At 62.3% G+C, this 14,290-nt stretch carries 11 protein-coding genes; 8 read left to right on the top strand and 3 right to left on the bottom strand.

The window, feature by feature from the left end:
* Positions 1 to 64: 64 nt before the first annotated feature.
* The 6 genes from ACYG9V_RS07970 to ACYG9V_RS07945 are packed head-to-tail and all read left to right on the top strand — an operon-like array spanning position 65 to position 8,654.
* Positions 65 to 1,942, top strand: coding sequence for an extracellular solute-binding protein (locus ACYG9V_RS07970; protein WP_352763863.1), 1,878 nt, complete (start codon positions 65 to 67; stop codon positions 1,940 to 1,942).
* On the top strand, positions 1,942 to 3,804 hold the full coding sequence (locus ACYG9V_RS07965; protein WP_023751919.1) for an extracellular solute-binding protein: 1,863 nt from the start codon (positions 1,942 to 1,944) through the stop codon (positions 3,802 to 3,804). The genes ACYG9V_RS07970 and ACYG9V_RS07965 overlap by 1 nt, the downstream gene beginning before the upstream one ends.
* A gap of 30 nt (positions 3,805 to 3,834) precedes the next feature.
* Entirely contained in the window at positions 3,835 to 4,932 is a 1,098-nt protein-coding gene (locus ACYG9V_RS07960; RefSeq protein ID WP_352763865.1) for a microcin C ABC transporter permease YejB, read from the top strand.
* The gene (locus ACYG9V_RS07955; protein ID WP_352763867.1) at positions 4,932 to 6,068 is read left to right on the top strand and encodes an ABC transporter permease; all 1,137 of its coding nucleotides are present in this window, start codon (positions 4,932 to 4,934) and stop codon (positions 6,066 to 6,068) included. Before ACYG9V_RS07960 ends, ACYG9V_RS07955 begins: the two co-directional genes overlap by 1 nt.
* Positions 6,065 to 7,693 carry an ABC transporter ATP-binding protein gene (locus tag ACYG9V_RS07950; protein ID WP_023751916.1) on the top strand — a complete coding sequence of 543 codons (1,629 nt, stop codon included), beginning with the start codon at positions 6,065 to 6,067 and terminating at the stop codon, positions 7,691 to 7,693. The genes ACYG9V_RS07955 and ACYG9V_RS07950 overlap by 4 nt, the downstream gene beginning before the upstream one ends.
* A 19-nt stretch (positions 7,694 to 7,712) precedes the next feature.
* Positions 7,713 to 8,654 (top strand): 2-hydroxyacid dehydrogenase, encoded by a 942-nt coding sequence (locus tag ACYG9V_RS07945; protein ID WP_352763869.1) that lies wholly within the window; start codon positions 7,713 to 7,715, stop codon positions 8,652 to 8,654.
* A gap of 12 nt (positions 8,655 to 8,666) precedes the next feature.
* Here ACYG9V_RS07945 and ACYG9V_RS07940 read toward each other — a convergent pair whose 3' ends face one another.
* Together ACYG9V_RS07940 and ACYG9V_RS07935 are read right to left on the bottom strand one after the other, a co-directional pair.
* Positions 8,667 to 9,026, bottom strand: coding sequence for a hypothetical protein (locus ACYG9V_RS07940; RefSeq protein WP_023682040.1), 360 nt, complete (start codon positions 9,024 to 9,026; stop codon positions 8,667 to 8,669).
* 104 nt (positions 9,027 to 9,130) lie between these two features.
* On the bottom strand, positions 9,131 to 10,063 hold the full coding sequence (locus ACYG9V_RS07935; RefSeq protein WP_023682041.1) for a methyltransferase domain-containing protein: 933 nt from the start codon (positions 10,061 to 10,063) through the stop codon (positions 9,131 to 9,133).
* Between the two features lie 105 nt (positions 10,064 to 10,168).
* On the opposite strand from ACYG9V_RS07935, the gene ACYG9V_RS07930 reads away from it, so the two are divergent.
* Together ACYG9V_RS07930 and ACYG9V_RS07925 are read left to right on the top strand one after the other, a co-directional pair.
* On the top strand, positions 10,169 to 11,179 hold the full coding sequence (locus ACYG9V_RS07930; RefSeq protein WP_023712591.1) for a ligase-associated DNA damage response exonuclease: 1,011 nt from the start codon (positions 10,169 to 10,171) through the stop codon (positions 11,177 to 11,179).
* A gap of 223 nt (positions 11,180 to 11,402) precedes the next feature.
* Complete coding sequence (locus ACYG9V_RS07925) at positions 11,403 to 13,001, top strand: cisplatin damage response ATP-dependent DNA ligase (RefSeq protein ID WP_352461745.1); 1,599 nt, start codon at positions 11,403 to 11,405, stop codon at positions 12,999 to 13,001.
* Positions 13,002 to 13,008: 7 nt separating this feature from the next.
* Here ACYG9V_RS07925 and ACYG9V_RS07920 read toward each other — a convergent pair whose 3' ends face one another.
* Positions 13,009 to 14,232 carry a hypothetical protein gene (locus tag ACYG9V_RS07920; RefSeq protein ID WP_352461746.1) on the bottom strand — a complete coding sequence of 408 codons (1,224 nt, stop codon included), beginning with the start codon at positions 14,230 to 14,232 and terminating at the stop codon, positions 13,009 to 13,011.
* Between the last annotated feature and the right edge of the window lie 58 nt (positions 14,233 to 14,290).

The raw sequence follows: 14,290 nt of genomic DNA, 5'->3' as shown, positions 1-14,290 counted from the left end.
GCATGGCGGTTTTCACCGGCGTCAAATCATTTAGGATTGCCGGGCATCGCGAAGAGGAGAACGCATGACGGTTGGCCGAACGCTTCTGAGGTCCCTGCTGGCAGCAACCGTTGTGGCTGCCGGGTTGCAAGCAGCAGCCGCGGATGAATGGCACACCACCTCCTCGCTGATCGGCGAGTCCAAATATGGCGAGAGTTTCCAGCGCTACGATTATGTGAATCCGGACGCACCGAAGGGCGGCACGCTGAATTCGGTGGTGCTCGGCACTTACGACAGCTTCAATCCCTACATCGTTCAGGGGTCACCGGCAGCCGGTTTTACGCCGTTCGCGGGCGGTCTTCTCTACGACACCCTGACGGAGCAGGCCACCGACGAAGGCAGCACCAACCACGCGCTGATCGCAGACGCATTCAAATATCCTGCTGATTATTCCTCGGCCACCTATCGCATAGACTCGAGAGCCAAATGGCACGACGGCCAGCCGATCACAGTCGACGACGTGATCTGGTCATTCCAAGTGCTGAAGGCCAACAGCCCGCAGTACAGCCGGTATTTCGAGAACGTTACCGACGCGGTAGCCATCTCGGACCGCGAGGTCGAGTTCCATTTCAACCAGAAGGGCAACCGCGAACTGCCGCAAATCGTCGGCGATTTTGCGGTGCTGCCGAAGCACTGGTGGGAAGGCACCGATGCCAACGGCAAGAAGCGCGATATCACCAAGCCGACCCTGGAGCCGCCGCTCGGTTCCGCCGCATACAAGATCGCCAGCTTCAAACCGGGTTCTGAGATCGTCTGGCAGCGCGTGCCGGATTACTGGGCAGCCAAGCTGCCGGTAAAAATCGGCCGCGAGAATTTCGACATCAAGCGATACACCTATATTCTCGACAACAATGCCACATGGCTGGCCTTCACCAAGGGTGGATTCGAGGACATCAATCAGGAACTCAGTTCCCGCAAATGGGCAACAGCCTATGATTTCCCAGCGATCAAGGCCGGCGATGTCATCAAGCAGGAATTCAAAACCAGTTCCCCAGAGCCGATGCAGGCGTTTGTCCTCAACCAAAGGCGGTCGCAGTTCCAGAATCGTTTGGTGCGTGAGGCGCTGACCTATCCGTTCGATTTTGAAACGATGAACCGTACCCTGTTCTTCGGCTTCAACACGCGGACGTCGAGCTATTTCCAGAACACCGAACTGGCATCGCGTGGGCTGCCGCAAGGCAAGGAACTGGAAATCCTGGAGAAGTACCGGGACAAGCTGCCGCCGGAACTCTTTACGCAGGAATTCAAGCTACCGGTCTACGACTCGCCACAGGCGGAACGGAAGTACCTGAAGACGGCTGTCGATCTCTTTGCCCAGGCAGGCTGGGTCATCAAGGACGGCAAGATGGTCAACGCCAAGACCGGCGAGCCGTTCAAGTTCGAAATCCTCGGCTGGTACGACACCGACGAGGTCATCTCAAATCCCTACATCGCCAACCTGCGCAAGATCGGCATCGATGCCACGCTTCGCATTGTTGACCAGTCCCAATACGTCAATCGCGTCAACAATTTCGATTTCGATGTGATCACGTCGCAGTTCCAGCAATCGGATTCAGCCGGCAACGAGCAGCGCGACTTCTGGAGCTCGAAGGCTGCCGACAGGCCGGGTTCACGCAACCTGATGGGGATCAAGGATCCCGTCGTCGATGCGCTAGTCGACCGGGTCATATTTGCCACCGACCGTGCGGATCTGGTCGCAGCTACCCATGCGCTCGACCGGGTGCTGTTGTGGAACTTCTACGTGGTGCCGCAATATCACCGGGCGGTAGTCTGGATGGCATACTGGAACAAGTTCGGCATTCCGGCCAAGCAGCCGAGCTATCGCGGTGTCGATACGGATTCCTGGTGGATCGACCTCGATAGGGAAAAGGCGCTGGCGGCTAAATACAGGGGCAGCAATTGATGGCCACCCGCCGCGACTTCCTGGCATTCGGTGGTGCTGCAGCCGCGGCGGCCCTGTTGCCCGGCAAAGCTTTCGCCAACGTTGCGACCGGCACCAAACTGCACGGCCTGTCAGCCTTTGGCGATCTCAAATACAAGCCGGGTTTCACCCATTTCGACTATGTCAATCCGGATGCGCCCAAGGGCGGCCAGATGAATTTCGCGCCGCCGAACGCGACCTTGAATCAGAGTTTCCTGACCTTCAACACGCTGAACTCCCTGGTGCTGAAAGGCGATTCACCGCCGCGCACCGAACTCTGCTTCGATTCGCTGATGGCAAGCGCGCTCGATGAACCGGATGCTGTCTACGGCCTGCTTGCCGAGTCCGTCACCTTGTCTGCGGACCGCAACGGCTTTCGCTTCAGCCTGCGACCGCAAGCGCGTTTCAATGACGGTTCGCCACTGACCGCACAAGACGTTGTCTTCGCCTTGAAGCTCTATAAGAACGAGGGTCACCCGAACCTGTCCAAGGCGTTGCGGCACATGACGGAAGCGGTTGCCGTCGACCCCGTCACCCTCGACCTCACCTTCAATGGCGAACAGTCGGCGCAAAACATCCTTTCGGTCGTCAACATGCCGATCGTGTCCAAGGCCTTTTATGCGGCCAACACCTTCGATGCCTCGACGTTGAAGCCGCCACTCGGCTCGGGACCATACAAGGTGGGCCGCGTAGCGGCAGGACAGACTGTCGAGTACGATCGCGTCGCCGACTATTGGGGCCGCGATCTCGCCGTCAACCGCGGCATCAACAATTTCGACCGCATCCGCATCGACTTCTATCTCGATCGCCAGGCGGCGTTTGAAGCCTTCAAGAAGGGCGACACGCATTTTCGCGAGGAATTTACCGCGCGCGTGTGGGCATCTGATTACGATTTCCCGGCATTGAAGGATGGCAAGGTCGTCAAACGCGAGTTTCCCGGTGAGAAGACGCCAGACATGCAGGCTGTCGCGCTCAACCAGCGGAGACCCCACTTCAGGGACTTCCGCGTACGACGGGCTATCGCCAATTGTTTTGATTTCGAATGGATCCAGCGGGTTCTGTTCTTTGGTTCTTATGAGCGCTCGCAATCGAACTTCGAACGATCCGACTACAAGGCCGAAGGCTTGCCTTCGCCCGGGGAACTGACGCTGCTGGAACCGTTTCGCGCCGAGTTGCCGCCGGAGACATTTGGCGAACCCGTGATGCAGCCGGCGTCGGACGGCTCAGGCCACGACCGCAAGCTGTTGGGCGGGGCCTCAAGACTGCTTGCCGAAGCCGGTTGGAAGCGTTCGGGCAACTTCGTCGTCAACGACAAGGGCGAGCGGCTGAAGGTGGAGATGCTGGCCGAAGACGATGGACTTGTTCGGATCTTCACGCCATGGGCCGAGAATATGAAGGCGATTGGGATCGACGCTTCGATCCGGCAGGTCGATTCCACGCAATATGAACGGCGGCAGAGTGATTTCGACTTCGATTTCAACATGCTTCATTGGTCGATCGGGGCGACGCCGACTGCCGACGGCCTGGAGATGCTCTATGACTCGCGGATGGCGAAAACGCCGGGGCAGCGCAACTATCCCGGCACCGAGAGCCCGGCCGTCGACGCGCTGATCGTGGCGGCAGGCAAGGCGACCACCCGAGACGAACTCGTCACGGCGCTTAGAGCGCTCGACCGGGTCTTGCGCGCGCGGCTTGATTGGATTCCTAGTTGGTACTTGGCGAATCACCGCGTCGCCTATTGGGACATGTTCGGCTTTCCCGAACTGAAACCCGATTTCGGCTTTCCGGTCGAGACGCTGTGGTGGTTCGACAAGGGCAAGGCGGCAAAGATTGGCAAAGCCTGACATGAGCATTCGCGCAGGATTGGCAGCCTGATGGGCGCCTACATACTGCGGCGCATCTTATTGATGATACCGACCCTGTTCGGCATCATGGCGATCTCTTTTGCCGTCATCCAGTTCGCACCTGGCGGGCCGGTGGAGCAAATCATCGCCAGGCTCACCAATCAGGGCGGCAGCGATCGCCTCAGTGGCGGCGGTGGTGGTGATGCCGGCGGCGCCAATTTCGATGCTGCCGGCGACGTCGGCTCGAAATATCGCGGCGCGCAAGGGCTCGATCCCGAATTCATCAAGAAGCTGGAAAAGCAGTTCGGCTTCGACAAGCCGCCGCTCGAACGCTTCGGCATGATGCTGTGGAACTATGCCCGCTTCGACTTCGGCGACAGCTATTTCCGCGATATTTCGGTGCTCGACCTGATCCTGGAAAAGATGCCCGTGTCGATCTCGATCGGGCTGTGGATCACGCTGCTTTCCTATCTGATCTCGATCCCGCTCGGTATTCGCAAGGCGATCAAGGACGGTTCCACCTTCGACGTCTGGACCAGCGGCATCGTCATTGTCGGCTATGCCATCCCCGGCTTCCTGTTCGGCATATTGCTGATGGTGCTGTTTGCCGGCGGCTCGTTCTGGGATTGGTTTCCGCTGCGCGGCATCGTCTCGGAGAATTGGGGTCAATTGTCTTGGCCGGACAGGATTGCCGACTATTTCTGGCATATGACCTTGCCGTTGACGGCGCTGGTGCTGTCGGCATTTGCGACGACGACGCTTTTAACCAAGAACTCCTTCCTCGAAGAGATCCGCAAACAATATGTGGTGACCGCCCGCGCCAAGGGCCTGTCGGAGCGGCGGGTGCTCTACGGCCATGTGTTCCGCAACGCCATGCTGATCGTTATTGCCGGCTTTCCCGCTGCCTTCATCTCGGCCTTCTTTACCGGTTCGCTTTTGATCGAGAACATCTTCTCGCTCGACGGTCTCGGCCTGCTGGGTTTCAAATCCGTGCTCGACCGCGATTATCCTGTGGTGTTCGCGACACTCTACATTTTCTCGCTGCTCGGCCTGTTCGTTAACCTGCTCTCCGACCTCATCTACACCTGGGTCGACCCGCGCATCGATTTCGAGCGAAGGGACGTCTGATGGCAGAAGCCGCTGCCGAGACTCCGGTCCGCATCGCCCGCCCATGGCTATCGCCGCTCAACCAGCGGCGCCTGCAGAACTTGAAGGCCAACCGGCGCGGCTACTGGTCGCTATGGATTTTCCTCGTTCTGTTCGTGCTGTCGCTGTTTTCCGAACTGATCGCCAACGACAAGCCGATCATTGCTTCCTACAAAGGCGAGATCCTATTTCCTGTGGCGGTCGCCTACCCCGAGGAAAAGTTCGGCGGCTTCTATGCCGTGACCGATTATCGCGACCCGGTCATCCAGGACGAGATCAACGCCAATGGCTGGATGATCTGGCCGCCAATCCGCTACTCCTATTTGACCGTCAACAACGCCATTCCGGAGGCGGCGCCAACCAAGCCGTCCTGGCTCTATGACAAGAAGACGCTGTGCAACCAATACCCGAAAGGTGCTGATGACCCCAACTGCTCGATCGGCAACTGGAACTGGCTGGGCACGGACGACCAAGCGCGCGATGTGGCGGCGCGGCTGATCTACGGCTTCAGGATCTCGGTGCTGTTCGGTTTGATCCTGACGGCTGGCTCGTCGCTGATCGGCGTCGCGGCCGGTGCCATGCAGGGCTATTTCGGCGGCTGGACCGACCTTCTGTTCCAGCGCTTCATCGAAATCTGGTCGGCGATCCCGGTGCTCTACCTGTTGCTGATTGTCGCCGCGATCCTGCCGCCCGGTTTCTTCATCCTGCTTGGACTGATGCTGTTGTTTTCCTGGGTGGCGCTAGTCGGCGTGGTTCGGGCCGAATTCCTGCGTGCCCGCAACTTCGAGTATGTGAATGCTGCACGAGCGCTCGGTGTGCCTAATCTCACCATCATGTTTCGTCACCTGCTGCCAAACGCCATGGTAGCGACATTGACCTTCCTGCCTTTCCTGCTCTCGGGCTCGATCTCGACGCTGACCTCGCTGGACTATCTCGGCTTCGGCCTCCCGCCCGGTTCCGCCTCGCTCGGCGAATTGCTGAAGCAAGCGCAACGCAATCTCAATGCGCCGTGGCTCGGTTTTTCAGCTTTCATCGTCATCTCGCTGATGCTGTCGCTGTTGGTGTTCATCGGTGAAGCAACGCGCGATGCTTTCGACCCGCGCAAGGCGTTCCGATGAGCGAACTCCTGCTCTCCGTCCGCGATCTCAGCGTTGCCTTCACCCAAGGCGGCAACGAGTCGACCGCCGTCGACCACATCTCCTTCGATCTCGCCAAGGGCGAGACGGTGGCGCTTGTGGGCGAATCCGGTTCCGGCAAATCGGTCTCGGCGCTGTCGGTGCTGAAGCTTCTGCCCTACCCGACGGCCAGCCATCCCTCGGGCAAGATCCTGTTCCAGGGCGCCGACCTTTTGGCGATGAACGAAAAGCAGTTGCGCAGCGTGCGCGGCAACAAGATCACCATGATCTTCCAGGAGCCGATGACCTCGCTCAATCCGCTGCACACGATCGAGCAGCAGATCGTCGAGATCCTGGCGCTGCATCAGGGCATGGGCGACCGCCAGGCCAAGGCGCGCACGCTGGCGCTGCTCAACGAGGTCGGCATTCGCGAACCGGAAAAGCGGCTCGACGCCTATCCGCACCAATTGTCCGGCGGCCAGCGGCAGCGCGTCATGATCGCCATGGCGCTGGCCAACGAACCGGAACTGCTGATCGCCGACGAACCGACGACGGCGCTCGACGTCACCGTGCAGGCGCAGATCCTCGAATTGCTGGCGGAGTTGAAGAGCCGTAAGGGCATGTCGATGCTGTTCATCACCCATGATCTCGGCATTGTCAAAAAGATCGCCGACCGCGTCTGCGTGATGACCAAAGGCAAGATCGTCGAGACCGGGCCGACCAGGGACATCTTCGCCAACCCGCAGCACGCTTATACCAAGCACCTCCTGGCCGCCGAGCCGAAGGGCAAGCCGCCGGCCGCCAACGATGCCGCCAAGCCGGTGATGACAGGCAAGAACATCAAGGTTTGGTTCCCGATCAAGAAGGGTTTCTTTCGCACCACCGTCGACAATGTGAAGGCAGTTGACGGCATCGACGTCACCGTGCGCGCCGGCCAGACCCTCGGCGTCGTCGGCGAATCCGGCTCCGGCAAGACGACGCTCGGCCTGGCGCTGGCGCGGATGATCTCATCGACCGGCACCATCCAGTTCAACGGCAGCGACATCAACCAGCTTTCCTTCAACGCCATGCGGCCGCTGCGCCGCGAGTTGCAGATCGTTTTCCAGGACCCGTTCGGCTCGCTCAGCCCGCGCATGTCGGTCTCGGAGATCATCGAGGAAGGCTTGAAGATCCACGAGCCGAAGCTGTCGCCCGACCAACGCGACGACAAGGTCGTCGCCGTGCTGAAGGAGGTCGGGCTCGATCCGGCGACCAGGAACCGCTATCCGCATGAATTCTCCGGCGGCCAGCGCCAGCGCGTCGCCATTGCGCGCGCCATGGTGCTCAATCCACGCTTCGTCATGCTTGACGAACCGACCTCGGCGCTCGACATGAGCGTGCAGGCGCAAGTGGTCGACCTCTTACGCAATCTGCAGGCCAGGCACGACCTTGCCTATCTGTTCATCAGCCACGATCTGAAAGTCATTCGCGCCCTTGCCAATGACGTCATCGTCATGCGCAATGGCAAGATCGTCGAAGCCGGCCCTTCCGAACAGATTTTCGAGCGGCCGCAGACCGACTATACGAAGGCGCTGATCTCGGCCGCGTTCAAGATCGAGACGGCGCCGGTCGGTATCGTCAGCGAATAACAGGGAATACAATCCGCAAATGGAAAAAGGCAAAATCCTGCTTGCCGTCACCGGCTTTCATCCGCAGCGCTGGCGCGAGCTGCTGTCGGCCGAGCGCGAAGTGGTGCTGGAGCCGGACGGCGCTTCGGATCCGTCGATCACCTATGCGGTGGTGTGGAAGCAGAAGCCGAACCTACTGAAATCGCTGCCCAATCTGCGCGCAATCTTCTCGATCGGCGCCGGCGTCGACCACATCTTCGCCGATCCCGGCCTGCCCGATGTGCCGATCGTCAAAGTGGTCGCCGAGAACCTGACGCAGTACATGACCGAATATGTCGTCTGGCGCGTGCTCGACCATCACCGCCAGGGCATGCTCTATCGTGCGCAGCAGCCGAAGAAGACCTGGCACGAACCGCCGCAGCGGCCGGCCGGCGACATCTCGGTCGGCATTATGGGGCTCGGCAATCTCGGCCGCGCCGCGGCGTCGGTGCTGTTGTCGCTCGGCTTTGCCGTCAATGGCTGGTCGCGCAGCGACAAGGCCATGAAAGGCGTTGCGACCTATGCCGGAGAGGCCGGGCTGATCCCCTTCCTCAACGCCACCGACATACTGGTGGTGCTGCTGCCGCTGACGCCGGATACGCACGGCATCATCAATTACGGCGTGCTGAAGGAATTGCGCAAGCGCAACGGCCTCGGCGGCTCGGTGCTGATCAATGCCGGGCGCGGCCGGCTGCAGAAGGACGCCGACATATTGCGCGCGCTGGGCGACGGCACGCTGAAGGAGGCGAGCCTCGACGTGTTCGAGGTCGAGCCGCTGCCGAAGACCAGTCCGCTATGGAGTCACCCGAAAGTGTTCGTGACGCCGCACGCGGCGGCGACCTCCGACCCTGTCCACCTGGCGCCGAGCATGTTGCGGCAGATGGATGCCTTCGAGCGCGGCGAAAAGCTTGATAACGTGGTCGACCGCAAGGCGGGGTACTGAGGAAGTCCAGGTTCAGCTCGGCAGACTGAACTTCTTCTGCTTGTTGGGCGTGCCGCAGTCGCGGCGGACGATCGAGCGGTTCATGGCGTCGATCTTGCCACTTGCCAGATCAGTATCGCGCTTGCTTTTGGAGCGCATATCCGGCGTGAACGGGCCGAAGCCCATCGCCGGATTGGAGAAGCTCGGCTTGGCGTCCGTCGACAGATGGTATTGCTGCGCCAGTTCGTTGCGCTGCGCCAGCAACTGGTCGCAAGCCACGTTGTCATATTGCAGCGACGATTGCACGTCCTGGTCCTGCCGCTCCGACATCGAACTGCCCATGCAGCCGGTCATTGCCAGGCAAGACACCAAGACCATCATGTTCCAGCGCATGTGTTCCTCCTCAATGCCTGCCGAGGGCTTTTCTCGGCTTGTATCCTACCTGATGCCGCGCCAGCCGCAAAAATCCTATTCACGTTTTCGAACAAGACGAGACATCAACCCTTGGACGAGGGCACCGCCAGCGCGGCAAGCCCGCCGACCGGCTGGCGGCGATCCCAGCGGATGACGGTCGGCTGCATCGACAGCACCGACAGGCCGTTTGCGGCAAGCACCCGCTCGACATAGGCTTGAGAATGGGCGTAGCGACGAGACGGCTGCAGCGCAAAACCGGCGTCGCCGCCCGCCCCGCCCTTGGCTGGCGTTTCGACGGAAAAGGCAAACAGGCCATTGGTGGCCAGAATGCCGGCGACGGTCTTCACCACGCGATCGAGCGCGCCGACATAGATGAACACGTCGGCCGCCGCCACCAGATCGGCTTTCGGCCCGGCATAGGCGAAATGCTGCAGATCGGCCTTGGCGAGCAGGTCGTAGACGCCCTTGGCGCGGGCCTTTTTCAGCATGGCGGCGGAGATGTCGTAGCCCTCCAGCCGTTCGGCGACCGGCCGCAGTTTCTCGCCCATCAGACCGGTGCCGCAACCGAGATCGAGCGCCAGCGAAAAGCGGCCCGGTCTTGCCGCGCGAATGGCGCGATCGAGAAACTCCGGCAGCCGGTAGCCGAGCTTGTCGACCAGCGAGTCCTCGAAAGTCTCGGCATAGTGGTCGAACAGCGTCTCGACGAAGGCGCTGGGTGGCGCTGCGGCAGCCGGCGCCTTGCCGATCAGCTGCAGCTTCAGCGCAGCACCCAGGCGATCCGCCGGGTCCAGTTTCAGCACCGTCGCCCAGGCCTGCGTCGCCAGGTCGAGCAGCCCCGTTGCCTCCTGCATCTCGCCCAGGCGGAACCAGCCCGCCGCCCATTGCGGCGCCAGTTCCAGCGCGCCGAGCAGCAGCTCCGTCGCTGCCGCGTGCTCGCCCGACCCGAAAAGCATCTCGGCATAGTCGGCGCGACGGTCGGCGGTCAGGTCGCCGGACGAGATTTTCAGCGGTTGCATGGCGATGGCCCCGCCGGCTGATGCGGCCGGTGGCTGGCTGTAGGCCGAGTCAGCAGTCTCTTGCAACAGGCTTCCCGCGCTGGAATTAGCCACTATCTTGACTGGATGCGCGCCAGCGACCTGCTCCATCCCCGGCCTGAAGGCCTTTATTGCCCATGCGGCGATTTCTTCATCGACCCGGTGCGGCCAGTCAACCGGGCGTTGATCACGCATGGCCATTCCGACCATGCCCGATCCGGCCATCGTTCGGTGCTGGCGACGCAGCAGACGCTCGACATTATGGGGTTGCGTTATGGCGAGGATTTTGCCGGGACAACGCAAGCGGCCGTGCTTGGCGAAGCTATGGCGCTGAACGATGTCAGCGTCACCTTCCATCCGGCCGGCCATGTGCTGGGCTCGGCGCAGATCGCGGTCGAGCACAAGGGCAGGCGCATCGTCGCCTCCGGCGACTACAAGCGCCAGAAGGACGCGACCTGCGCACCGTTCGAACCGGTCCAATGCGACGTCTTCATCACCGAGGCGACCTTCGGTCTGCCGGTGTTTCACCATCCGCCCGACACGGAGGAGATCGCCCGCCTGCTCAAATCGGCGGCGCAGTTTCCCGAGCGATCGCATCTGGTCGGCGCCTATGCGCTGGGCAAGGCACAGCGGGTGATGCGGCTGCTGCGCGATGCCGGTTATGACAGGCCGATCTATATCCACGGCGCGCTGGCCAAGCTCAGCGAATATTACCAGAGCCAGGGCATCGACCTCGGCACGCTGGAGCCGGCAACCGTCGACAGCGGCGGCAAGCAGGATTTCACTGGGGTCATCGTTGTCGGCCCTCCATCGGCCTTCGCCGACCGCTGGGCGCGGCGCTTTCCCGACCCGATCTCGTGCTTCGCCTCGGGCTGGATGCGCATCCGCCAGCGCGCCAAGCAAGGCGGCGTCGAACTGCCGCTGATCATTTCCGACCACGCCGACTGGGACGAACTGACCGCCACCGTCAAGGAGACGGGCGCCGGCGAAATCTGGGTGACGCATGGCCGCGAGGAAGCGCTGGTGCGCTGGTGCGAGCTGGAAGGCATCGCCGCCAGGCCACTGCACCTTGTGGGCTATGAGGACGAGGGCGATTGATGGTGATCACCAGCGCCGCGACCCGTTGCGCCCCCCTCTGTCCTGCCGGACATCTCCCCGTCAAGGGGGCATATTGGCAGCTCCAATGCCGGCTCATCTCCGCCAATATCGGAGATTGGCCAAGGCCGGCGCGACATCCGATCTTCCTCCTTGAGGGGGAGATGGCCGGCAGGCCAGAGGGGGGTGCCTCGCGCCGGTTTTCACCATTGGCGTGGGGCGACGCATGAACCGTTTCGCCGAACTCCTCGACCGCTTGGTGCTGACGCCGTCGCGCAATGGCAAGCTGACGCTGCTCGTCGACTATTTCCGCAGCGTCGAGGACCCCGACCGCGGGCTGGCGCTGGCGGCGATCACCGGCGACCTCAACATTGCGGCGGTCAAGCCGGCGATGCTGCGCACGCTGGTCACCGAGCGCATGGATCCGGTGCTGTTCGGCTATTCCTACGACTATGTCGGCGACCTCGCTGAAACCGTGTCGCTGGTCTGGCCGCAAACGCCGGGACATATCCCCAACCGGGAGCCGACGCTTGGCGACGTCGTGGCGACGCTGCAGGCGGCGAGCCGCTCCGACGGACCCAAGGTGCTGGCCGGGCTGCTCGACAGCGCCGGCATTTCGGCGCGCTTTGCCATCATCAAGCTGGTCACCGGCGGCTTGCGCATCGGCGTTTCGGCGCGGCTGGCCAAACAGGCGCTGGCCGATTTCGGCAAGGTCGATGTCGCCGAGATCGAGGAGCTGTGGCACGGGCTGACGCCGCCCTATATCTCGCTGTTCGCGTGGCTGGAAGGCAAGGCCGAGAAGCCGAAGCGGACCGCACTTGCCCTGTTCAGTCCGGTGATGCTGTCGAACCCGGTCGGCGACGGCGACCTCGAAAAGCTCGATCCGGCCGCCTATGCCGCGGAATGGAAATGGGACGGCATCCGCGTTCAGGCGGTGTGCGAGGGCGGCGTGCGCCGGCTCTATTCGCGCACCGGCGACGATGTGTCCGGCGCATTTCCCGATCTCGCCCAGGCAATGGATTTTTCCGCCGCGCTCGATGGTGAATTGCTGGTCGGCGAGCCCGCGGCGACCGGCACGTTTTCGGACCTGCAACAGCGGCTCAATCGCAAGAGCGTGGCCCCGAAGATACAGCAGCAATACCCGGCGTTCATGCGCTGCTACGATGCGCTGCAGATCAACGGCGAAGATTTGCGCGCGCTACCTTTCCGCGAGCGGCGGGCCCGTCTTGAGGCCTTCATCACAACGCTGGACCCGCACCGTTTCGATCTGTCGCCATTCGTCGAATTCCCGGATTGGCAAACGCTGGAGGAACTGCGCCGCGCGCCGCCGCACCCGATCATCGAAGGCGTGATGCTGAAGCGCTGGGATTCGCCCTATCTCGCGGGACGGCCGAAAGGCCCGTGGTTCAAGTGGAAGCGCGATCCGCACACGGTCGATGCTGTGCTGATGTATGCGCAGCGCGGCCATGGCAAGCGGTCAAGCTTTTATTCCGACTATACGTTCGGCGTCTGGTCGGGGCCGGAAGGCGCAGAGGAACTGGTGCCGGTCGGCAAGGCCTATTTCGGCTTCACCGACGAGGAGCTGAAGCAGATCGACAAATTTGTCCGCGACAACACGGTAGAGCGTTTCGGCCCGGTGCGCTCGGTGCGCGCCGACCGCAGCCAAGGCCTGGTGCTGGAGGTGGCGTTCGAAGGTCTCAACCGTTCGACCCGCCACAAATCCGGCGTTGCGATGCGATTTCCCCGCATCTCACGGCTGCGCTGGGACAAGCCGACCGCCGAAGCCGACCGCATCGAGACGCTGCAGGCGCTGCTTGATCGCTAGGCGGCGCTTACGGTTCGATCGAAACGCGGATCTCGTAGATGTCGACCGCCTTGCCCTGCTTGTCGAAGTCGGAGTTGATGGCGATGCTGCCGGCCGCGCCCGGGGGCTTGTCGGGGAATTTCACGTCGAACAGATATTCGTTACGCTGCTGGCCGACCGCATAGCGCTTGCGGCCGCAGTCGCCGAGATCGCCGAAATTGCAGTCGACGGAGATCTGCGTGTCCTTGCCGTCCTCGGCGCGGGCGACGATGTCGAACACGGCATGTTTGCCGGCAAGCTTCTCCAGCACGCCCTGCCCGACATCGAAGCTGATGGCCGAGCCGGAAGCACCGGAGCGGATGCGCAGGAAGGAGCCGGTGTCATCCTGCACGACATCGGCCTTGGCGTCGGACGGGGTCGCCACATGCGTTGGATCGGTGGGTGTAAACACGTTGATCCACTCGCGCGTCTGTTCGGCGACACCAGGCTGCTGCGGCGCGCCAGGCTGCTGCGGCTCAGTTGTATCGGCAGGCGGCGTGAAGTCGTCATCGTCGACGGTCGGCGGCGCTTCGGGCGGCGCCGTGTCGAGTTGCGCCGGCGTCTTGAAGACCCCGGTCTGCACGGCGAAATAGAGGCCGATGCCGGCGGCGGCGAGCAACGTCACGCCAAAGAAGATCGCCGTCAGCGGCAGGCGGCGGCCCCTTATCCGCCTTTCATCACGGTCAGGCGCCACTTCCGCCGCGGCCTCGGCCGGCGCGGAATCGGCCATATCGATCGCCGGGGCGCCGGGCAGCGTGGCGTCAGGCATGATGTCGGGGACGACCGGCAGCACGCGCGAACGCGGCGCGTCGGATGCCTCGGGCTGAACCGGTTCATCAACGACGATCGCCGGCGACGGTCCGGCCGCGACACCTGTCGGGGCATCGACCGCGGGCGCCTCGGCGGCGCCCTGTACGGCGTCTTGCGGCTGCGCAACGCGTTGCGTCAGCGCGGTATCTTGTGTCTGCGCAGCGCTCTGCGTCTGCGCGGCGACATCGGGGACCGCGGGCAGGAATTCGGATTCGATCTCGGCGATCTTTTCCTGCACCGCCTTACGGCGCTTGATGGCGGCTTCCACCGTCACGCCGGGATTGGCCTGGAGCACGCGGTCGAGCGCCGCGAAAGCCGACCGATAGACCCGCTCGCGAAATGCCCGGTCCTCGGCGTTGCCTTTCTCGAAGGCGTTGCGGATCGCTTTTTCGATCGCGTCCAAGCGAATTCCCCTGTCCGTTCGCTTACATTGCCATGATCGTTAGCCGCAGGCGACCAAT

The sequence above is a fragment of the Mesorhizobium sp. W016 genome, assembly GCF_054719485.1.
Note: the sequence above shows the minus strand (reverse complement) of the source record. Positions and strands in the feature narration are given on the sequence as shown.